Source organism: Streptomyces sp. NPDC002785 (assembly GCF_040295565.1).
Lineage (GTDB): Bacteria > Actinomycetota > Actinomycetes > Streptomycetales > Streptomycetaceae > Streptomyces.
Window position 1 is genome coordinate 26144 of record NZ_JBEOVN010000016.1, and the last position, 21504, is coordinate 47647.

The following is a 21504-nucleotide window of genomic DNA, read 5'->3' on the forward strand; positions in this document are numbered from 1 at the left end:
GGTGCGCACCCGGCTGCTTCCCCTGCTCATCATTCTCATGGCGAGCGTGCTGCTCGCCCTCGGCTTCCCGCTGGCCGTCAGCGTGGCAGCCGCCCAGCAGCAACGCGTCGTCATCGACCGCATCGACGACACGACACGCTTCGCCGCGCTCGCCCAGTTCATCGCCGAGCGGACCCCCGGTTACGACGAGCGGCGCCGGACCCTGCGGAGCGAACTCGACACCTACGCATCGGTGTACGGCATCCGTGCCGGTGTCTTCTACCGCGACGACAGCGCCATGGCGAAGGCCCCGGCCGCCTGGCAGCTCCCGATCGAGGGGGAGGGGAGAGAGGCCTTCAAGGAAGCGCTCCTGGGGCGTCGCAGTCACGATCCGCCGCAGGTCTGGCCCTGGCAGCGGGGCAGGGTCGTCGTCGCCTCACCTGTCGTACGGGACGGCGATGTCGTGGCCGTCGTGGTCATCGACTCGCCCACCTCCGAGATGCGCGCACGCACGCTGCGCGGCTGGTTGCTCATCGCGGCCGGCGAAGCGGTCGCGATGCTGGTGGCGGTCGGCGCCGCGATCCGGCTCACCGGCTGGGTACTGCTGCCCGTACGGACCCTGGACGCGGCCACCCACGACATCGCCAGCGGCCGGATGAGATCCCGGGTCGCGGCCTCCGGAGGACCGCCGGAACTAAGGCGCCTGGCCCGCTCGTTCAACGAGATGGCCGACAACGTCGAGGACGTGCTGGAGCAGCAGCGAGCCTTCGTCGCCGACGCATCGCACCAGCTGCGCAACCCCCTCGCCGCGCTGCTGCTGCGGATCGAGCTCCTCGCACTCGAACTCCCCGAGGGCAACGAGGAGATCGCCTCCGTGCGCACGGAGGGCAAGCGCCTCGCGCAGGTCCTGGACGACCTGCTCGACCTGGCGCTGGCCGAACACGCCGCGGCCGATCTTCAGCTCACGGACATAGGCGCGCTCACCGCGGAACGCATCGCCTCCTGGCGGCCGGTCGCCGAGGAGAAGGGAGTACGGCTCATGGTGGACGGTTCATTCGCCGTGACCGCCTGGGCGGACCCCATCGCCCTGTCGAGCGCCCTCGACGCCATCATCGACAACGCCCTGAAATTCACCCCTGCCGACGAAGAGGTCCTCGTCACGGTCGCCTCCGGCCGCGATGACGTCATGGTCGTCGTCGCCGACCGCGGACCGGGCCTCACCACACAGGAGATGGAGCGCGTCGGAGACCGCTTCTGGCGCAGCGCCCAGCATCAGAACGTGCGGGGTTCCGGCCTCGGGCTCTCCATCTCCCAGGCCCTTCTGGCGGCGGGCGGCGGCTCTCTCAGCTACGCCGCCCATGAGCCGCACGGGCTGCGGGTGACAGTGTCGGTGCCGCGCAGGGGCCCGCAGGGCTGAGCGCGGGCGGGGGAGTGCCCGGCGCGGGGGTCAGGCTCGACCGAGCGGCGGCGGGGATCAGGGCTTGACCGAGCGGTAGTAGCGCCTGGCCCCTTCGTGCAGCGGCAGCGGATCGGTGTAGATCGCCGTACGCAGATCCACCAGCTGGGCCGCGTGCACCTCGCGCCCGATCCGGTCCCGGCTGTCGATCACGGTCCGGGTGAACGCCTCGGTCATCGCCGGATCCGTACGGTCCGTGGTCACCAGCACATTGGCGATCGCCACCGTCGGCACCGCCTGCCCCTGCTGCGCGTTGTGGTAGGCATCGGCGGGCATCACGGCCGACCGGTAGTAGCGGGCGGACCCGCCCACGGCCTGAAGCTCCTTGATCAGCGAGGCCTCCAGCGGCACCAGCCGGATCGCGAACCGGTCCGACAGCTCCTGCACGGCGGAGGTGGGCAGCCCACCGGACCAGAAGAAGGCATCGAGCAGGCCGTTCTCCAGCCGCTGCGGCATGGTGTCGATACTGTCGGGAACCGGCGTCACGTCGTTCGCGGGATTGAGACCGGCAGCCGTCAGCAGCCGGTCGGCGATCAGCCGTACCCCCGAACCCGGCTGCCCCACCCCGACGCGCTTGCCGATCAGGTCCGAGACCTTGCGCACCTCCGAGTCCCGGGGCACGACCAGCTGGACGTAGTCGTCGTACAGCCGCACACAGCCCCGCAGCCGGTCGGCGCCGGGCCCGCCACCGCGCAGATAAGTGGCGAGAGCGTCGGCGGTGGCGATGGTGAAGTCGGCCTTCCCGGTCGCCACCCGTGCGATGTTCTGCTGCGAGCCCTCACTGGTCTGCAGCCGTATCGACACCTGGGGCAGATCCTTGGCCAGGTCGCCCCTGAGCCGCTCGCCGTAGCGATGGTAGACCCCGCTGCGTACGCCGGTGCTGAAGGTCAGTGTGCCGTTCGGCGCCGGTTCCCCGAGCGGGAGCAGCCACCACAGCAGCAGCCCGAGCACGACGACGAGGGCGGCACACGCCTGAAGGGTGCGTCGTCGGCCGATACGGGACAGTGCCTGGAGCATGGCGGCGATCCTGCCAGCCCGCCGGGGCGATGACCAGGGCAGGGCCCCGGCGACCCGGATCCGCAGTCCCCGCGCCCGGGCACAGGAGCCGTGAGTCCGGCCGGAAAGGTATTCATCATTGCGGCCCGGTCGGAGCCCTTACCCTGGACGGGTGAGCGGCAACGATGTGGCTGGTGGAGTAGTGGACGGTTTGAAGACGTACGAGGTGCGCACCTACGGGTGCCAGATGAACGTCCATGACTCCGAGCGGCTGTCGGGGCTGCTGGAGGGCGCGGGTTACGTACGTGCCGCCGAGGGTTCCGACGGCGACGCCGACGTTGTCGTCTTCAACACCTGCGCGGTGCGGGAGAACGCCGACAACAAGCTCTACGGAAATCTCGGCCGGCTCGCCCCGATGAAGACCAAGCGGCCCGGCATGCAGATCGCCGTCGGCGGCTGCCTGGCGCAGAAGGACCGCGACACCATCGTCGAGCGGGCCCCCTGGGTGGATGTCGTCTTCGGTACGCACAACATCGGCAAGCTGCCGGTGCTGCTGGAGCGCGCCCGTATCCAGGAAGAGGCGCAGATCGAGATCGCCGAATCCCTGGAGGCATTCCCCTCCACACTCCCCACCCGCCGCGAGTCCGCCTACGCGGCGTGGGTCTCCATCTCCGTCGGCTGCAACAACACCTGCACCTTCTGCATCGTCCCGGCGCTGCGCGGCAAGGAGAAGGACCGCCGCACCGGCGACATCCTCGCCGAGATCGAGGCGCTGGTCGCCGAGGGCGTCTCGGAGATCACCCTGCTCGGCCAGAACGTGAACGCGTACGGCTCCGACATCGGCGACCGTGAGGCCTTCTCCAAGCTGCTGCGCGCCTGCGGGAAGATCGAGGGCCTGGAGCGGGTCCGTTTCACCTCGCCGCATCCCCGTGACTTCACGGACGACGTGATCGCGGCGATGGCCGAGACGCCCAATGTGATGCCCCAGCTGCACATGCCGATGCAGTCGGGCTCGGACACGACCCTCAAGGCGATGCGGCGCTCGTACCGGCAGGAGCGCTTCCTCGGCATCATCGAGAAGGTGCGCGCCGCGATGCCGGACGCCGCCATCTCCACCGACATCATCGTCGGCTTCCCCGGCGAGACCGAGGAGGACTTCGAGCAGACCATGCACGCGGTCCGCGAGGCGCGCTTCGCCAACGCGTTCACTTTCCAGTACTCCAAGCGCCCCGGAACCCCGGCGGCCGAGATGGAGGGGCAGATCCCCAAGGAGGTCGTCCAGGAGCGGTACATGCGCCTGTCCGTCCTCCAGGAGGAGATCTCCTGGGAGGAGAACAAGAAGCAGGTCGGCCGAACGCTGGAGATCATGGTCGCGGAGGGCGAGGGCCGCAAGGACGGCGCCACCCACCGCCTCTCCGGCCGCGCCCCCGACAACCGCCTGGTCCACTTCACCAAGCCGGACGAGGACGTGCGTCCGGGCGATGTGGTGACCGTCGAGATCACCTACGCGGCCCCGCACCACCTGCTCGCCGAGGGCGTTCCGGTGGGTGTACGGCGGACCAGGGCCGGGGACGCCTGGGAGAAGCGCACCGCCACCGAGGCCGCCAAGCCGGCCGGAGTGATGCTGGGACTGCCCGGTATCGGCGCCCCGGCGCCACTGCCCGCCGCCGCGGCCCCCGGCTGCGGCTGCGACTGACAACGGCAGGACGCAGACGGCGACGGTGGCCGGCGGGTGCGTCGCATCCAGGCAGTACGCTGCCCACCATGCTTGTCGCCGCCGCTGTCTGCCCCTGCCCGCTCCTGCTGGTACCCGCGGTCGCCGCCGGTGCCGCGCCCGAGCTCGACGCCCTGAGAGAAGCCTGCGCCGATGCCCTCGGCGTGCTGGCTGCCGCCCGGCCCGATCTGCTGATCGTGATCGGGCCCGCGGACCACGAAGGGCGTGGCCCGCATCCCGAGGGGGCCACCGGCACCTTCAAGGGCTTCGGCGTCGACCTCGGTGTACGGCTGGGGCGCGACAGGGGGCCGGTGGCGGACCGCCCGCTTCCGGCGTCCCTCGCCGTCGGTGCCTGGCTGCTGGCCCGCGCGCAGTGGGCCGAGGCGCCGGTCGAAGGGCTCGGCGTCGGTGAATCGTTCGAAAGCGGTCGCTGCACGAGCACCGGACGGGACCTGGCCGCCAGGGCGGACCGGGTGGCCCTGCTGGTGATGGGCGACGGCAGCGCCTGCCGCACGCTCAAGGCCCCCGGCTACCTGGACGACCGTGCCGAAGCGTTCGATGCGGCGGCCGCCCATGCGCTGGGCACGGCGGACCCCGACGCGCTGATCGCGCTGGACGAGTCGCTGGCGTACGAACTGAAGGCGGCGGGCCGGGCGCCCTGGCAGGTGCTCGCGGGCGCGGCCGAGGGGGCGGGCCTGGGCGGACAGCTGCTGTACGAGGACGCCCCGTACGGCGTGGGCTACCTGGTCGCCACCTGGTCCTGAGCCCCCGTCCGTACCCTTGCCCGAGCCGATACAGCCGACGGCCGTGAAACGTCGCCGCTCCACGGCCGTCCGTCGGGCTTGATCGGTTGATGTTCAGGAAGCGGGCGGCGTACCCGGCGGCGTACCGCCCTCGTCGTGCTTGGTATCACCCTCGCCGTGCTTGTGGGACAGGCGCTCGACCGCGTCCTTGGCCTTCTTCGTGCCGGACTCGATCTTGTCGCTGTACTTGCCCTTGGTCTTTTCGTCGACCGTCCGTGCGGCCTTGTCGAGCCCTTGGTCGATCTTGTGCCCGTGCTGCTGCGCGAGATCGCCGACCTTGTCCCTGGCGGGGCTCAGCTTGGCCTTCAAATTGTCCAGGAAGCCCATCGGGCACCTTCCCTGCTGGGGGACTAGGGGCGGGCGTCCTCTCCGACCTCGTTGCCGACGGCCTCATCAGGCAGCCCCGAGGGCGACCGGCAAATCGTGAAAAAACGCCCGTATTCACTTATGAATTCTACTGGCACGGGCGAAGATCCGCGTCGCTCGCGGCGTCGCACCCCGCCACTCGCCCGCCCCGGGGCCGGGGCAGACGGCTTGTGGCCGGAACGGCAAACGACTCCTGCTCGGAGCAGGTCACCCCACTCGTTCCGGAAGAGGGCCGGAGGTTTGCGAGACTGGGGCGGTGAGAAGTTCAGCTCCCGCACCGCGGGTCATCACCGTCGTCGGTCCCACTGCAGCCGGAAAGTCCGATCTGGGGGTATTCCTTGCTCAGCAGCTCGACGGCGAAGTGGTCAACGCCGACTCCATGCAGCTCTACCGGGGGATGGATATCGGCACCGCGAAGCTGACGCTCCGCGAACGCGGAAACGTTCCGCACCACCTGCTGGACATCTGGGACGTCACCGAGACGGCCAGCGTCGCCGAGTACCAGCGGCTGGCCCGCGCAGAAATCGACCGGCTGCTCGCCGCGGGCCGTACCCCCGTGCTGGTCGGCGGCTCCGGGCTCTATGTGAAGGGCGCCATCGACGCCCTGGAGTTCCCCGGCACGGACCCCGGCGTGCGGGCCAGGCTGGAGGAGGAACTGGTCGAGCGGGGCTCCGGGGCGCTGCACGCCCGGCTCGCCGCCGCCGACCCCGAAGCGGGCCGGGTCATCCTGCCGAGCAACGGCCGCCGAATCGTCAGGGCTCTCGAAGTCATCGAGATCACCGGCAAGCCCTTCACCGCCAATCTCCCCGGTAACGATGCGGTGTACGACACCGTCCAGATCGGCGTCGACGTGGCCCGCCCCGAACTCGACGAACGCATCGCGCTGAGGGTCGACCGGATGTGGGCGGCCGGACTCGTGGACGAGGTGCGCGCCCTGGAGGCGCACGGTCTGCGCGAAGGACGGACCGCGTCCAGGGCGCTCGGCTATCAGCAGGTGCTTGCCGCGCTGGCCCAGGAGTGCACCGAGGACGAGGCGCGTGCCGAGACCGTACGTGCCACCAAACGATTCGCGCGCCGTCAGGACTCATGGTTTCGCCGCGACCCACGGGTCCACTGGCTGAATGGCGCCGCGGAGCATCGCGGGGAACTCCCGCACCAGGCGCTGGCGTTGGTCGAACGAGCGGTTACAGCCTGATCACGTGATGGCATCGGGAAGCCCTGCCCGTCAATTCGGCGCCCGGGAGCGTGCCATCATCGAGCATCGATCGACCAGTGGAGTCCGAGTTGGGAGGGCGCGTGGCGATGGAGGCCGGCCCTCGCGACACAGAACAAGACACACCGGACACGTTGCACGAGGCAGGACGCTTGAGCCCCGACGGGCCCGATGAGCTCGAGGTGACCCCCGAGGTCGAGGTCGAGCTGCGGCCTGCGCGGCGTCTGCGCATCTGGCAGCTTGCACCGATCGTCATGCTCGCGGCGCTGGGATCGCTGATGTTCGCGTTCCCGCTGGCATTCGAGTTCGGCGACGGCGGCGCGGTCGTCGCCATGCTGGGTCTGCTGATCAGCTGCTGCGCCGCAGGCTGGGGCATGATGGCCGCCCGCCGCGTGGGTTACACCTGGCCCGGTCTGCCGCAGCGTGGCTCGGGCGAGCGGTCCGACTGGCGCGTGATCGCGCTGTACGTCGCCGTGTGCGCCGCACTGGTCGCACTGGCCGTCTGGCGCGTGGCACGGCTGCGCTGACGGACGCAGCGGCCCCGTCGGCGTGACGCCCGGCTTCCGTCCGGCGCGCTGCCCAGCTCCTGCTCCGGTGTCATGCCCACGGCCCCCGTACGGTGCGCTGTCCCGTGGGCCGGTTTCCTCGGCTGTCGGTGCCGCCTCGTACAGTTGCCCTGTGAGCACCTCGCAGATCGCCTTCCTCAAGGGCCACGGCACGGAGAACGACTTCGTGATCGTTCCCGACCCGGACAACGCCCTCGACCTGCCCGCCTCCGCCGTCGCCCGCCTGTGCGACCGCCGGGCCGGTATCGGTGGTGACGGGGTGCTGCACGTCGTACGGTCCGCCGCGCACCCGGAGGCGCGGGCCATGGCGGACGAGGCCGAGTGGTTCATGGACTACCGCAACGCCGACGGTTCGATCGCCGAGATGTGCGGCAATGGCGTACGGGTCTTCGCCGGCTATCTGCAGCGTGCCGGACACGTCGAGGAGGGCGACCTCGCCGTCGCGACCCGGGGCGGCGTGAAGAAGGTGCACATCGCCAAGGGCGGTGACATCACAGTCTCCATGGGGCGCGCGCTCCTGCCCGAGGACGGCGTCACGGTCAGCCTGGACGGCCGAAGCTGGAGCGCCCGCAATGTGAACATGGGCAATCCGCACGCGGTCGCCTTCGTCGACGATCTGGCGCACGCCGGCGATCTGCTCTCCGTACCGCCGTTCAGCCCCGCGGCCGTGTACCCCGACGGCGTCAACATCGAATTCGTCGTGGACCGCGGACCGCGCCATGTCGCGATGCGGGTTCATGAGCGCGGCTCGGGCGAGACCCGTTCCTGCGGCACGGGCGCGTGCGCCGTGGCCGTCGCCGCGGCCCGCCGGGACGGCGTCGACCCCGCGGAGACCGGCACGCCGGTCACGTACACGGTGGATCTGCCCGGCGGCACCCTCGTGATCACCGAGCGGCCGGGCGGCGAGATCGAGATGACCGGAGCCGCCGTGATCGTTGCCGAAGGCTTGATCGACTCTGCCTGGCTCGACACGCCCTAGACCTTCGCTCGAATGGGTGATCCGTTTCACGCTGAGCGAGAGCCGGACTCCGCCACGTGGTGGGCTCGATAGCATCAAGCACCGGCCCGGAGGCGCGTCCGCACCTCTCCACCGCCGGTCGACGTCGCCGGAGGTGCCCCATGAGCGCAGAGGCCACCAACCCAGGTGCTCCCATCCGTAGACGAGGCCGTCCCCGGATCGATCTCCGCAGGCTCGGCCGCGTCGCGCTGCTCGGCCCCGTCTCCCGCGACCGGCTGCCCGACGCGATCGGTCATGTCGCCGAGGCCCACCGGGCGCACCACCCGGATGCCGACCTCTCCATCCTGCACAGGGCCTATGTACTCGCGGAGTCCTCGCACCGCGGGCAGATGCGCAAGAGCGGCGAGCCGTACATCACACACCCGCTCGCCGTCACGCTGATCCTCGCCGAGCTCGGCGCCGAGACCACAACACTCACGGCCTCACTGCTCCACGACACCGTCGAGGACACCGAAGTGACCCTCGATCAGGTGCGGGAACAGTTCGGCAAAGAGGTCTGCTACCTCGTCGACGGCGTCACCAAACTCGAGAAGGTCGACTACGGAGCGGCGGCCGAACCCGAGACCTTCCGCAAGATGCTGGTCGCCACCGGGGACGACGTCCGGGTGATGTCGATCAAGCTCGCCGACCGGTTGCACAACATGCGCACCCTCGGCGTGATGCGCCCCGAGAAACAGGCCAGGATCGCCAAGGTCACCAGCGACGTGCTGATCCCGCTGGCCGAACGGCTCGGCGTACAGGCCCTCAAGACCGAGCTGGAGGACCTCGTCTTCGCGATCCTCCACCCCGAGGAGTACGAACACACCCGCGCACTGATCGCGGCCGCGTCGGTGCAACCGGACGCCTCCGGCGCCCCGGCGCCCCAGGATCTGCTCGCCGCCATCGCCGAGAACGTCGCGGCGGTGCTGCGGGAGGCCGACATTCCCGCAGAAGTCCTCATCAGGCCGCGCCACTACGTCTCCGTGCACCGGGTCAGGATCAAACGCGGCGAACTACGCGGCACCGACTTCGGCCGACTGCTGGTTCTCGTCGGCGAGGACGCCGACTGTTATGCCGTGCTCGGTGAACTGCACACCTGTTTCACCCCGGTGATCTCCGAGTTCAAGGACTTCATCGCCGCCCCCAAATTCAACTTGTACCAGTCACTGCACACCGCGGTCGTGGGCCCCGATGGGGCGGTCGCCGAGGTCCTCATCCGTACGCACCGGATGCACAAGTTCGCCGAGGCGGGCGTCATCGCCCTCGGTAATCCGTACGCCGCGGACAGCGGCTCAGCGCTGCAGTCCGCCGAACCCGCGGACGGAGAGCGTGCGGACCCGACCCGGCCCGGCTGGCTCTCCAGGCTCCTGGAATGGCAGCAGTCCGCCCCGGACCCGGACACCTTCTGGACCACACTCCGCGCCGACCTCGCCCAGGACCGGGAGATCACGGTCTTCCGCACCGACGGGGGCACGCTCGGGCTGCCCGCCGGAGCCAGCTGCATCGACGCCGCCTACGTGCAGTACGGGGACGAGGCACACAGCTGCATCGGCGCCCGGATCAACGGCCGACTGGCCACTCTCGGCACGGTACTGAGCGACGGCGACACCGTGCAGCTGCTGCTCACCGAGGACACCGCCTCCGGTCCCTCGCCCGACTGGCTCGACCACGCCCGAACCCCCGCCGCCCGTATCGCCATCACCGGCTGGCTGGACGCCCACCCCGAGGATGCCCAGGGCCCGCACAGCAGCAGGCCCGCGGAGCCCAGGTCCGAGCCACAGTTCCAGGAAAACCCCGGCCCCGGGCACGCCAGGTTCGCGAGCCGCGTCGCGAGCGCCGTGGTGGACCGGCCGGATGCCACCGTGCGACTCGCGGGCTGCTGCACCCCCGCACCACCCGACGCCGTCACCGGATTCGTCGTGCGCGGCGGCGCCGTCACCGTGCACCGTCTGGAGTGTTCCGAGGTGGTCCGGATGCAGTCCGTCGGCCGGGTGCCGGTCTCGGTGAGCTGGGGCGACGCGGCCGGGTGCCGGGTCACCCTGGTCGCCGAGTCCTTCGGACGGCCACGGTTGCTCGCCGATCTCACCGAGGCGATCGCGACGGCGGACGCGGCGATCATCTCCGCCACCGTCGAACCGCCCAGCGAACAGCGAGTCCGGCACACCTACACATTGCAGCTCCCCGATGCCGCCGGACTGCCGGCGCTGATGCGCGCGATGCGTGACGTACCCGGGGTGTACGACGTGAGCCGCGCCCAGCACCCCGCCGCCACCGTCTGACCCCGCCGCGCAGCGCCATCTGCCATAGCGATCTCGTTCGAGTGGCGTGGCGCGCGCCGCACCTGCCCAGGTGGGAGTCGCTGGTAGCGGTAGTCCATGCCGATCATTCCCCGCCGTCTGCGGGCCGCTCTGCTGGCCACCGCATCGGCCGCCCTCGTTGCCGCTGCCCTCCCCTCACCCGTGCCGCTCGGCATCGGCGATCCACTCTTCCCGCGCCTCGGCAATCCCGGGTACGACGTCCTCTCGTACGACATCGGACTGACCTACCACGGCAGCAACAGCAAGCCGCTGGATGCCGTCACCACGATCGACGCGCGGACCACCGAGCCGCTGGACCGGATCAATCTCGACTTTGCCCGGGGCACTGTCCGTACGGTCGAAGTCAACGGCCTGCGCGCCGACTTCGCCGTGGTGGACGAGGACCTGGTCATCCATCCCCCCGGCCGGCTCCCGGCCGGAGTGCCTCTGCACATCACCGTCCAGCACACCAGTGACCCGAACGGCGGCCAGGACAGCGGCGGCTGGCTGCGCACCGCCGACGGTCTGGCCATGGCCAACCAGGCCGACGCCGCACACCGGGTCTTCCCGAGCAACGACCACCCCGCCGACAAGGCTTACTTCACCTTCCGGATCACCGCACCCAAGGACCTCACGGTGGTCGCCAACGGCCTGCCCGCCGGCACAGCCCGACAAGGTGCCGAGACCACTTGGACCTACCGGACCGAACACCCCATGGCCACCGAACTGGCCCAGGTCAGCATCGGCCGCTCCACCGTCCTGAAACGCACCGGGCCGCACGGACTGCCGGTACGCGACGTGGTGCCGAGCGCCGACCGCAAGCAATTGGAACCCTGGCTCAGCAAAACACCCGGTCAGCTGGAATGGATGGAACAGCAGGTCGGCCGCTACCCCTTCGAGACATACGGACTGCTGGTCGCCGCCACCGACACCGGCTTCGAGCTGGAGACCCAGACGCTCTCGCTCTTCGAACGGTCCCTGTTCACCCGGACCACCTACCCCAAGTGGTACGTCGAATCGATCATGGTGCACGAGCTCGCCCACCAATGGTTCGGCGACAGCGTCTCCCCACAGGCATGGTCCGATCTGTGGCTCAACGAGGGGCATGCCAGCTGGTACGAGGCGCGCTACGCCGAGGAACACGCCGACAAGCCACTGGAAGACCGGATGCACGACGCCTACAGCAGGTCCGACGGCTGGCGCGCCGCGGGCGGCCCGCCGGCCCGCCCCGACGTTCCGGCAGCCGGGCGGAAGCTCAGCCTGTTCCGGCCGGTGGTGTATGACGGCAGCGCACTGATCCTCTACGCGCTGCGTCAGGAGATCGGCGAGGCCGCCTTCGACCGGCTGGAGCGGAGCTGGGTGAAGGATCACCGGGACTCCAACGCCGCCACCGCGGACTTCGTCCGGCTGGCGTCACAGACCGCGGGCCGCGACCTGACCTCGTTCTTCGACGGCTGGCTGTACGGCAAGAAGACCCCGCCGATGCCGGGGCACCCGGACTGGCACAGCGCCAAGCCCGGCGGACAGCGATAAACCCGGGTGACGGGCCCGGCGGACCATGCCACTATCGACAGGTCGCCGCGGCGGCCGGACCGGATTCCCGACAGCGGGAATCATCGGGAGAGGTCACGCGTTGTGACTGATGTATCGGACTTCCATCGACGTAAGGATCCAATGACCTCCTCTTCTTCCCTTCCCCAGGACGCGCAGAGCGCTACGGAGAATGTCACCGAGAGCCTCACCGAGAGCCTTCGGGCCGACGCCCTGATGGAAGAGGACGTCGCCTGGAGCCACGAGATCGACGGAGAGCGGGACGGCGAGCAGTTCGACCGCTCCGAGCGCGCCGCACTGCGGCGTGTGGCGGGCCTCTCGACCGAGCTCGAGGACGTCACCGAGGTCGAGTACCGACAGCTGCGCCTGGAGCGTGTGGTGCTGGTCGGTGTCTGGACCTCGGGGACCGTGCAGGACGCGGAGAATTCCCTCGCGGAGCTGGCCGCGCTTGCGGAGACGGCGGGCGCCCAGGTTCTCGACGCCGTCTTCCAGCGCCGCGACAAGCCCGACCCGGCCACTTACATCGGCTCGGGCAAGGCGCTGGAGCTGCGTGACATCGTCCTCGAAACAGGGGCCGACACCGTCGTCTGCGACGGTGAGCTCAGCCCCGGCCAGCTGATCCACCTGGAAGACGTCGTGAAGGTGAAGGTGGTCGACCGGACCGCCCTGATCCTCGACATCTTCGCCCAGCACGCCAAGTCCCGAGAGGGCAAGGCGCAGGTCTCGCTGGCACAGATGCAGTACATGATGCCGCGGCTGCGCGGCTGGGGCCAGTCGCTCTCCCGTCAGATGGGCGGCGGCGGTTCCAGCGGCGGTGGCGGCATGGCAACCCGTGGTCCCGGTGAGACAAAGATCGAGACGGACCGGCGTCGGATCCGCGAGAAGATGGCGAAGATGCGCCGGGAAATCGCGGAGATGAAGACCGGCCGCGAGATCAAGCGCCAGGAGCGCAAGCGCAACAAGGTGCCGTCGGTCGCCATCGCCGGCTACACCAACGCGGGCAAGTCCTCGTTGCTCAACCGGCTGACCGGTGCGGGCGTCCTGGTGGAGAACGCACTGTTCGCCACGCTGGACCCGACCGTGCGCCGGGCCGAAACGCCGAGCGGCCGGGTCTACACCCTGGCCGACACCGTCGGGTTCGTACGGCATCTGCCGCACCACCTCGTTGAGGCGTTCCGCTCCACCATGGAGGAGGTCGGTGAATCCGATCTGATCCTGCATGTGGTGGACGGCTCTCACCCGGTGCCGGAGGAACAGCTCGCCGCGGTGCGCGAGGTGATCCGCGAAGTGGGCGCGGTGGACGTGCCAGAGATCGTGGTGATCAACAAGGCGGATGCGGCCGATCCGCTGGTGCTGCAGCGGCTGCTGCGCATCGAGAAGCATGCGATCGCCGTCTCGGCGCGTACCGGCGCAGGTATCGAAGAACTGCTCGCACTCGTCGATACCGAACTGCCTCGGCCCTCGGTCGAGATCGAGGCGCTCGTCCCGTACACCCGTGGCGGACTGGTCTCCAGGGTGCACGCCGAGGGCGAGGTGATCTCCGAGGAGCACACGTCGGAGGGCACCCTGCTCAAGGCGCGGGTACATGAGGAACTGGCAGCCGAGCTCTCCTCGTTGGTCCCCGTGGCGCACTGACCGCAGCGCGGAACCGCTCAGTACGGACCGAAGGCCCGCTCCCGAGGAGGGAGCGGGCCTTCGCGCGTGCGGGTGGCCGCACTGGCTGCCGAACGTGCGGACCGTGCTCTTTGCCACGGAGACACAACCCGCATGGGGTGCGGGCCACTCGGGGCCGTAGCGCCACAGCAGGGACCCGGCGGGCAACTGCCGCACCGGGGTCCCTGCTGTGCCGTCACCGTCACTCGAACCTGGCCGGGTGACGGTCCGTCGTCACTGCCCTGCGTACTTCTTGCTGACGGACTCGTAGACGCCCTTGGCTTCCTTGCCGAAGCGCGGTCCGGCCAGCCAGCCGGCCGTCACCGGGCCGATTGAGGTGTTCGAGACCAGCGCGGGCTTGCCGTCCTGGCCCGCCGCGACCCAGCCACCACCGGAGGCGCCGCCCGTCATGGTGCAGCCGATGCGGTACATCGTCGGGTCCTGCGCGGTCAGAGAGAGCCGGCCCGGCTTGTCCGCGCACCGGAAGGCCTTCTGGCCGTCGTACGGCGGAGCGGCCGGGAAGCCGGTGGCCGTCATACTGTCGATCTTCGGCACGGCCGGGGCGTTGAACTCGACGGGCAGCGCGGAGCCGACCGTTTCCTCCAGGGACTTACCCGTCGATCCCTTCTCCGGCGTGACGTGCAGCACCGCGAAGTCGTACGGGGCGCCCTGCCCGCCGATCGAGGAACCCTGCGAGATCCACTGGTCGGACGTCCGCGCCCACTGGCCCCACCACACGCCGTACGGCGCGATCTCCTGCTTGGTCGCCTTCTGCAACTCGGCCGTCGACAGACCGCTGTTGTTGTACGACGGCACGAAGGCGATGTTGCGGTACCAGCCGCCCTTCTTGCCTGCGTGCACACAGTGCCCCGCGGTCCACACCAGGTTGGACTTTCCGGGGTGCGCCGGGTCCTTCACCACGGTCGCGGAGCAGACCATGGAGCCCTCGGGGCTGTCGAAGAGCAACTTCCCGGACTCCACGGCACTGGCGTGGTACGGCGTCCGGACACCGGCGGCCTGGACCGGCGAGGGCGTCGGGTCCGTCACGCCCACGTCACCCGAGATGTCGTTGTCGACCGGCTTCTCCGGCGACTTGTCGGCATCCCGCATCCGGTCCGGGTCCCAGAGGCCCTCGATGATCGGGTTGACGAAGTCCTTGGCCTCGCGCAGCCACTTGTCCTTGTCCCAGTTCTTCCACTCGCCGTTCTTCCACTGGTCGAGGTCGATCCCGTGTTCCTTGAGCCGGTCCTTCAGCTCGTCCGGAATAGTGATCTTGCCGTCCGAGGACTGGCCGGCGGGACTGCTCGCCTTGTCACTGGCGTTGTCCTCGCCCGGATCGCAGGCAGTGGCGGTGAGCGCAAGGACCGCAGTGACCGTGGCCACGGCGAGCACCGAGGAACGCGTGCGACGTGCGCTCCCCTGACGTGCGGTGAGAACTGGTCGAATGAGTCGCATGTGATGATCCCCCTGGGACTTCGAAACTCAACACTTCTGTACTGCACTTCGGTACTGCTCCGAGCCACCCGCTCCGAACGTCCTGAAGACTCCCGGAAATTGGCCCGAGTCCTCCGTGCGGCCCCCACTATGCCGGTGCCGATGGGGACGGTGCGCAGCAGGGCCACGGTTACGCCCCCTCCCGCAAGGATCTCCGGATCTACCCGTGATCCCCGGCGCCGGGCGTCGTTGGTACGCACAAGGGACTCGAGGACAGCGTTCATCCCCGCAGTCCGTCCATGCGCCGACGTACTGACGTGCAACGCAACTGTCACAGCAGGAGGACCAACAGCCGTGGCCGTGACCGAACCAGCTCCGGTGGCAGCACCGGAGCACGAGGGGATCCTTCGCCGCCAGTCGCTGCGTGAATCCGCCGCCCGTACCTATGCGCGTTCACTGCCGATCGTGCCGGTACGCGCCCGTGGGATGACCATCGAAGGCGCGGACGGGCGGCGATACCTCGACTGTCTCTCCGGAGCCGGCACCCTGGCGCTCGGGCACAACCATCCGGTGGTCCTGGAGGCGATCAAGAAGGTGATCGACTCGGGTGCACCGCTGCATGTGCTCGACCTCGCCACCCCGGTCAAGGACGCCTTCACCACGGAGCTGTTCGCCACCCTGCCGCGGCAGTTCGCCGACAACGCCCGGATCCAGTTCTGCGGACCTGCCGGTACGGACGCCGTCGAGGCAGCATTCAAACTGGTCCGTGCCGCGACCGGTCGCAGTGGACTCCTCGCCTTCACCGGCGCCTACCACGGCATGACGGCAGGAGCCCTTGCCGCCTCGGGCGGCGCCGAGGACGTACGGGTGACGCGTCTGCCCTTCCCGCAGAACTACCGCTGCCCCTTCGGTATCGGCGGCGAGCGCGGCACGGAGATCGCCGCCCGGTGGACCGAGAACCTCCTGGACGACCCCAAGGGAGGCGCACCCGCGCCGGCCGGGATGATCCTCGAACCGGTGCAGGGGGAGGGCGGTGTGAACCCCGCCCCGGACAGCTGGATGCGCCGGATGCGCGAGATCACCGAGACCCGGTCCGTCCCCCTGATCGCCGACGAGGTTCAGACGGGCGTCGGCCGCACCGGTGCATTCTGGGCGGTCGAGCACAGCGGGATCGTGCCCGATGTGATGGTGCTCTCCAAGGCTATCGGCGGTTCCCTCCCGCTCGCAGTGATCGTCTACCGCTCCGAACTCGACACCTGGCAGCCGGGCGCCCACGCCGGCACCTTCCGGGGCAACCAGCTCGCGATGGCGGCGGGCACGGCCACCCTTGCCTTCGTACGGGAGCACCACCTCGCCGAGCGCGCCGCGACACTCGGCGCCCGGATGGTCGCACGCCTCCAGGCACTGGCCACGGACCACCCGTCCATCGGGGACGTCCGCGGGCGGGGCCTGATGATCGGGGTGGAACTCGTCGACCCCGAGGCCGCTGCGCGGGGCGACAGCCCCGAGCCGCCGCCCGCCCCGGTCCTCGCCGCCGCCGTCCAACAGGAATGCCTGCACCGCGGCCTCATCGTCGAACTCGGCGGACGCCACTCCACCGTCGTACGTCTGCTCCCTCCCCTCACGCTCACCGACGAACAGGCAGCAGCGGTCGTGGACCGCCTCGCCGATGCCCTGGCAGCAGCCGAGCGCTCGTCGCACCGCCGAACCTGACCGGGTCGGCCCGCTGACCCCGGACACCCTTCACAAGGAAGACCGCCGTGAACCCCACTCCCGCGCCCCAGGCCGACGGCCCTCCCCCCACCCAGCAGCGAGGGCAGGCCGGACTCACCGGCAACCTCGTCGTCGAACAGACCACCGTGCCCCGCCAGATGGCGGCACTGCACGACGAGCGGTACGTCCCTATGGCCACGTTCACCGGTGCGGCACCGGCCGACCTCCTCGATCATCCGGACCCGCTGCGGGCCGCCGACGCCGCGGGCGTCGAGAATCTGCTCCGCTGCTGGGTCCGGGAGGGCGACCTGCCCCGGCCGGATCTGGACACGCTGCGCATCCCGCTCCCTGCCAGCGGGACCGCTCTGCTCGTCCCCGTCCTCTACTGGTCCGCCACGGGCTGGCACCGCTTCGGTATGCCTGCCCTGGAGGGGGCACCCGAAGGAGCCCCGCCCACCGACGCCGTCACGGTCGCCGCTCTCCTGGGCCGCGAGGCCGACCGCCACGAGGGCACCGACATGGTGGCCCGGGTCGCCGACTCCGTGCAGCGGACGGCCGGCTTCATCGCCGAGCGGCGCCGCACCCCGGGCGCCCCGGCCGAAGCGGACCTCTTCCTCACCGCCGAGCAGTCACTTCTCCTCGGACATCCGCTCCACCCCACCCCCAAAAGCCGCGAAGGTCTCTCGGAATCCGAATCCCGCCTCTACTCACCCGAGTTGCACGGCTCCTTCCCGCTGTACTGGATGGCTGTCGACCGGTCCGTGCTGGCCACCGACTCCGCCTGGACCGACCGCGGCCGTCCCGTGTCGGCCACGGAACTGATCACCTCCCATGCCGAAGGGCTGCAACTCCCCGACAACACCGCGCCGATTCCACTCCACCCCTGGCAGGCCCGCGAACTCGGACACCGGCCCGAAGCCGCCGCCCTGCTCGACGCCGGACTCCTGCACGACCTCGGACCGCACGGGAAGCACTGGCACCCCACCTCATCCGTCCGTACCGTGCATCGACCGGGTGCCGACGTCATGCTCAAGCTCTCCCTCGGCGTTCGCATCACCAACTCCCGTCGTGAGAATCTCCGCAAGGAACTCCACCGTGGAGTGGAGGTCCACCGACTGCTCCGCAGCGGACTCGCCGCGCAGTGGCACGCCGTCCACCCGGGCTTCGACATCGTCCGCGACCCCGCCTGGCTCGCCGTCGACGGCCCGGACGGCGAGCCTGTCGCGGGCCTCGACGTGATGCTGCGCCACAACCCGTTCGCTCCGTACGACGACGCGGTCTGCATCGCCGCGCTCACCGCCCCGCGCCCCTGGCCGGGCCGGACGGGCATGCATTCACGCCTCGCCGAGATCGTGATCTCCCTGGCCGCTGCCACCGGAAGAGCAGTAGGAGCCGTCGCCACCGAGTGGTTCCTGCGCTATCTCGACCGCGTCGTACGTCCCGTGCTCTGGCTCGACGCCCACGCAGGCGTGGCCCTCGAAGCCCACCAGCAGAACACCCTGGTGCTGCTCGATCCGCACGGCTGGCCCGTCGGCGGCCGGTACCGCGACAATCAGGGCTACTACTTCCGCGACTCCCACCGTGCGGCACTGGAGCACCGGCTCCCCGGCATCGGGTCGGTCAGCGACACCTTCGTTTCCGACGCGGTCACCGACGAGCGCTTTGCCTACTACCTCGGCATCAACAATGTGTTCGGCCTGATCGGAGCCTTCGGCGCCCAGCACCTCGCCGATGAACACGTGCTCATCGCTGCGTTCCGTCGATTCCTCGGCTCGGCCGCCGCACTGGGTTCCCCGCTGCCCGCACATTTGCTGGAAAACTCCCACCTGCGGTGCAAGGCCAACCTGCTGACCCGGTTGCACGGCCTCGATGAACTCGTCGGGCCTGTCGACACGCAGTCCGTCTACGTCACCATTGCCAACCCCCTATGTGCCTGAGGGAACATGACCACCGCCTGAACCGCCGAGAGGAGAGCGACACAGTGGCTCCCGCCGATGCGCACACCGGCGCCGGTACCGGCCCTGCCCCAAGGGCCGACACAGGCGCGGAGGACACCCTGGACCTGCCGCTCTCCGGAGAACTCCTCGCCCTGTTCGGCGAGGACGCACCGGCCACCGCGCGCCCCCAGCCGCTGGACGCTTCCGCGTCATCCGATCCGGACGAGGCCGGCCCGGCCGCAGGCACGCGGGCAACCATGAGCAGGCCGGCCGCCTCGGACCTGCTCGACCACCCTGCCGACTGGGGACCGGTCACCACCCCGGCCGGAGTGTTCCAACTCGTACCCGTGCGACTGGAACGCGACCTCGCCGTGATCAGCCGCTGGATGAACGACCCCGCGGTCGCCGCATTCTGGGAACTCGCCGGATCCGAAGCCGTCACAGCCGACCATCTGCGCCCTCAACTCGACGGCGACGGACGCAGCGTCCCGTGCCTCGGCGTGCTGGCAGGCATTCCCATGAGCTACTGGGAGATCTACCGCGCGGATCTCGATCCCCTGGCGCGTCACTACCCCGCTCGACCGCACGACACCGGAATCCACCTCCTCATCGGTGGTGTGAACAACCGCGGACGCGGGGTCGGCACCACCCTGCTCCGGGCCGTCTCCGACCTCGTACTCGACAACCGTCCCCTGTGCGCTCGAGTCGTGGCAGAGCCCGACCTGCGTAACACCCCTTCCGTCTCCGCCTTCCTGAGCGCAGGCTTTCGCTTCTCCGCGGAAGTCGAACTCCCCGACAAACGAGCCGCCCTGATGGTCCGCGACCGAACGCACCGTGCCCAGCTGTGAACGATCTGCTGCATTGCATACACCGCTCGAACCCCATCGGTTCCATCCCGAGGAGTCCCCGTGCCGAAATATCCTGCGAGCCATGATCCAGCGGAGTCTGCCGCCCTGCTCAGCACGCCAGAACTGAACCGGACGGTCTGGGACGGAGCTGCCGCCCGACTGCTCGCGAAGATGCTCGGTCAATTCGCCTACGAGGAAGTCATCGAGCCGGTCCCGCAGGCCGACGAGGGCGATACGTACACCCTCGGGCTCGACGACGGTGGAACCCTGAGCTTCAGCGCCCGGCGGGGCGTGTACGGCAGTTGGCACATCGCCCCCGAGTCGATTCTGGAGACGTGCGGGAGCGTCCGGGAGTCGCCGACGGACTCGACGCGGGACAGCGGCCGGGGCGCGCCTGCCGAGCCATTGCGGGACCGGAACACCGGCACCGTCCCCTTCCGTGACCCGCTGCAGTTCCTCGCCCGCGCCCGCCACCTCCTCAGGATCGACGGCGCCACCCTCGGCCACCTCATCCGCGAGATCACCACCACCCTCGCCGCCGACGCCCGGCTCGACCACACCGCGCTCTCCGCCGCCCGGCTGGCTGATCTCGACTACGCCGAGCTGGAAGGGCACCAGACAGGGCACCCCTGGCTCGTCGCCAACAAGGGGCGGCTCGGCTTCTCCGCCGCCGACGCCTCCCGCTACACACCCGAGGCCCGCAGGCCGGTCAGGCTGCCGTGGATCGCCGTCTCCACCCGGATCGCCGCCTACCGAGGGGTGACCGGCCTGGCCACACCCGAGCAGTTGTACGTACAGGAACTCGATCCGGCGGTCCGCGATTCCTTCGCTGCCGTGCTCCGCGCCCGCGACCTCGATCCCGGCAGCTATCTCTGTCTTCCCGTGCACCCATGGCAGTGGGACGAATGGATCGTTCCGGTTTTCGCCCCGGCCATCGCCGCAGGCGACATCGTGCCGCTCCACACCGACGCCGACCTCCGGCTGCCTCAGCAGTCCATCCGCACCTTCGCCAACGTGTCCCGCCCCGACCGGCACACCGTCAAACTGCCCCTGTCGATCCTCAATACGCTGGTCTGGCGAGGACTGCCGACCGAACGCACCCTTGCGGCCCCCGCCGTCACCACCTGGGTCCAGGGTCTGCGCGACCGGGACGCATTTCTGCGGGATACGTGCAGGGTCATCCTGCTCGGCGAGGTGGCCTCGGTGACCGTCGAGCATCCGCTCTACGACCACCTTCCGGAGGCTCCGTACCAGTTCAAGGAGATCCTCGGCGCGATCTGGCGAGAACCCCTCCAGCCCCGGCTCGCGCCGGGCGAACGGGCCCGAACCCTTGCCTCGCTGCTCCACACCGATCCACAGGGCCGCGCTTTCGCGGCCGAGCTCGTCGCCCGCTCGGGGCTGACGCCCACCACCTGGCTGACCCGGCTCTTCGCCGCGCTGCTCCCGCCGCTGCTGCACTTCCTCTACCGCTACGGCACCGTGTTCTCCCCGCACGGAGAGAACGCCATCGTCGTCTTCGACGACCAGGACGTACCGGTTCGCCTGGCGATCAAGGACTTCGTGGACGACGTGAACATCAGCGCCCAGCCGCTGCCGGAGCACGAGTCGATGCCGGAGGGTGTACGCCGCATCCTGCTCACCGAGGAGCCCTCCTTCCTCACCCAGTTCATCCACTCCGGACTGTTCATCGGTGTCTTCCGCTTCCTGTCCCCGCTGTGCGAGGAACAGCTGGGAGTTCCGGAGGCCGATTTCTGGTCACTCGTGAGGGCCGAGATCCTGCGCTACCACGCCCGCTTTCCCGAGCTCAAGGAGCGATTCGAGATGTTCGACATGCTGACGCCCCGCATCGAACGTCTCTGTCTGAACCGCAACCGCCTGCACGTGGACGGATACCGGGACCGCCCCCGGCGCCCGCACGCCGCCATCCATGGGACCATTCCCAACCCTCTCCATCCCTCCGTCCGAGTCCGGGAGTGATCGC

General features: G+C 69.7%; 16 protein-coding genes. 13 read left to right on the forward strand and 3 right to left on the reverse strand.

The annotated features are described in order from the left end of the window. Window position 1 precedes the first annotated feature (1 nt). Window positions 2-1396 (forward strand): sensor histidine kinase, encoded by a 1395-nt coding sequence (locus ABTZ94_RS06985; RefSeq protein WP_351198283.1) that lies wholly within the window; start codon window positions 2-4, stop codon window positions 1394-1396. 57 nt (window positions 1397-1453) lie between these two features. Here the strand turns inward: ABTZ94_RS06985 and ABTZ94_RS06990 are convergent, their stop codons facing one another. After that, window positions 1454-2452, reverse strand: coding sequence for a TAXI family TRAP transporter solute-binding subunit (locus ABTZ94_RS06990; protein ID WP_351198285.1), 999 nt, complete (start codon window positions 2450-2452; stop codon window positions 1454-1456). A gap of 181 nt (window positions 2453-2633) precedes the next feature. Between ABTZ94_RS06990 and miaB the strand changes: the two genes are divergently transcribed. Both miaB and ABTZ94_RS07000 read left to right on the forward strand, forming a co-directional pair. After that, window positions 2634-4127: a tRNA (N6-isopentenyl adenosine(37)-C2)-methylthiotransferase MiaB gene (miaB, locus tag ABTZ94_RS06995; RefSeq protein ID WP_351198355.1), complete on the forward strand. Its 1494-nt coding sequence runs from the start codon at window positions 2634-2636 to the stop codon at window positions 4125-4127. Window positions 4128-4195: 68 nt separating this feature from the next. Next, on the forward strand, window positions 4196-4909 hold the full coding sequence (locus ABTZ94_RS07000) for a class III extradiol dioxygenase subunit B-like domain-containing protein (RefSeq protein ID WP_351198287.1): 714 nt from the start codon (window positions 4196-4198) through the stop codon (window positions 4907-4909). 93 nt (window positions 4910-5002) lie between these two features. Here the strand turns inward: ABTZ94_RS07000 and ABTZ94_RS07005 are convergent, their stop codons facing one another. Beyond that, complete coding sequence (locus ABTZ94_RS07005; protein ID WP_351198289.1) at window positions 5003-5275, reverse strand: antitoxin; 273 nt, start codon at window positions 5273-5275, stop codon at window positions 5003-5005. 295 nt (window positions 5276-5570) lie between these two features. Here ABTZ94_RS07005 and miaA point away from each other — a divergent pair, with 295 nt between their 5' ends. The 6 genes from miaA to hflX all read left to right on the forward strand — a co-directional run bounded on the left by miaA (window position 5571) and on the right by hflX (window position 13573). Continuing rightward, window positions 5571-6509 carry a tRNA (adenosine(37)-N6)-dimethylallyltransferase MiaA gene (gene miaA / locus ABTZ94_RS07010; protein WP_351198291.1) on the forward strand — a complete coding sequence of 313 codons (939 nt, stop codon included), beginning with the start codon at window positions 5571-5573 and terminating at the stop codon, window positions 6507-6509. Window positions 6510-6616: 107 nt separating this feature from the next. Continuing rightward, entirely contained in the window at window positions 6617-7054 is a 438-nt protein-coding gene (locus ABTZ94_RS07015) for a hypothetical protein (protein WP_351198357.1), read from the forward strand. A 151-nt stretch (window positions 7055-7205) separates the two neighbouring features. Then, a complete protein-coding gene (dapF, locus tag ABTZ94_RS07020; RefSeq protein ID WP_351198293.1) occupies window positions 7206-8072 on the forward strand; it encodes a diaminopimelate epimerase in 867 nt (288 codons plus the stop codon). A gap of 140 nt (window positions 8073-8212) precedes the next feature. Further along, window positions 8213-10369: a RelA/SpoT family protein gene (locus ABTZ94_RS07025; protein ID WP_351198295.1), complete on the forward strand. Its 2157-nt coding sequence runs from the start codon at window positions 8213-8215 to the stop codon at window positions 10367-10369. A gap of 96 nt (window positions 10370-10465) precedes the next feature. Next, window positions 10466-11920, forward strand: coding sequence for a M1 family metallopeptidase (locus ABTZ94_RS07030; protein ID WP_351198297.1), 1455 nt, complete (start codon window positions 10466-10468; stop codon window positions 11918-11920). Window positions 11921-12061: 141 nt separating this feature from the next. Further along, complete coding sequence (gene hflX, locus ABTZ94_RS07035) at window positions 12062-13573, forward strand: GTPase HflX (RefSeq protein WP_351198299.1); 1512 nt, start codon at window positions 12062-12064, stop codon at window positions 13571-13573. Between the two features lie 252 nt (window positions 13574-13825). On the opposite strand, the gene ABTZ94_RS07040 is transcribed toward hflX, so the two are convergent. Continuing rightward, window positions 13826-15046: a trypsin-like serine peptidase gene (locus tag ABTZ94_RS07040; RefSeq protein WP_351198301.1), complete on the reverse strand. Its 1221-nt coding sequence runs from the start codon at window positions 15044-15046 to the stop codon at window positions 13826-13828. A 333-nt stretch (window positions 15047-15379) separates the two neighbouring features. Between ABTZ94_RS07040 and ABTZ94_RS07045 the strand changes: the two genes are divergently transcribed. Genes ABTZ94_RS07045 through ABTZ94_RS07060 form a run of 4 tightly spaced genes read left to right on the forward strand, consistent with a single transcriptional unit; the run spans window position 15380 to window position 21500 of the window. Then, window positions 15380-16738, forward strand: a complete 1359-nt coding sequence (locus ABTZ94_RS07045; RefSeq protein ID WP_351198303.1) for a diaminobutyrate--2-oxoglutarate transaminase family protein — start codon at window positions 15380-15382, stop codon at window positions 16736-16738. A 47-nt stretch (window positions 16739-16785) separates the two neighbouring features. Beyond that, window positions 16786-18675, forward strand: a complete 1890-nt coding sequence (locus ABTZ94_RS07050) for an IucA/IucC family protein (protein ID WP_351198305.1) — start codon at window positions 16786-16788, stop codon at window positions 18673-18675. Between the two features lie 44 nt (window positions 18676-18719). Then, on the forward strand, window positions 18720-19523 hold the full coding sequence (locus ABTZ94_RS07055; RefSeq protein ID WP_351198307.1) for a GNAT family N-acetyltransferase: 804 nt from the start codon (window positions 18720-18722) through the stop codon (window positions 19521-19523). A gap of 60 nt (window positions 19524-19583) precedes the next feature. Further along, complete coding sequence (locus ABTZ94_RS07060) at window positions 19584-21500, forward strand: IucA/IucC family protein (RefSeq protein ID WP_351198309.1); 1917 nt, start codon at window positions 19584-19586, stop codon at window positions 21498-21500. The last annotated feature ends 4 nt before the right edge of the window (window positions 21501-21504 follow it).

What these genes read in the sequence shown, in the direction of transcription:
- ABTZ94_RS06990 (WP_351198285.1), bottom strand. Translation starts at nt 2,452, where the DNA reads ATGCTCCAGGCACTGTCCCGTATCGGCCGACGACGCACCCTTCAGGCG.
- ABTZ94_RS07000 (WP_351198287.1), top strand. Translation starts at nt 4,196, where the DNA reads ATGCTTGTCGCCGCCGCTGTCTGCCCCTGCCCGCTCCTGCTGGTACCC.
- ABTZ94_RS07005 (WP_351198289.1), bottom strand. Translation starts at nt 5,275, where the DNA reads ATGGGCTTCCTGGACAATTTGAAGGCCAAGCTGAGCCCCGCCAGGGAC.
- ABTZ94_RS07015 (WP_351198357.1), top strand. Translation starts at nt 6,617, where the DNA reads ATGGAGGCCGGCCCTCGCGACACAGAACAAGACACACCGGACACGTTG.
- ABTZ94_RS07025 (WP_351198295.1), top strand. Translation starts at nt 8,213, where the DNA reads ATGAGCGCAGAGGCCACCAACCCAGGTGCTCCCATCCGTAGACGAGGC.
- ABTZ94_RS07030 (WP_351198297.1), top strand. Translation starts at nt 10,466, where the DNA reads ATGCCGATCATTCCCCGCCGTCTGCGGGCCGCTCTGCTGGCCACCGCA.
- hflX (WP_351198299.1), top strand. Translation starts at nt 12,062, where the DNA reads ATGACCTCCTCTTCTTCCCTTCCCCAGGACGCGCAGAGCGCTACGGAG.
- ABTZ94_RS07040 (WP_351198301.1), bottom strand. Translation starts at nt 15,046, where the DNA reads ATGCGACTCATTCGACCAGTTCTCACCGCACGTCAGGGGAGCGCACGT.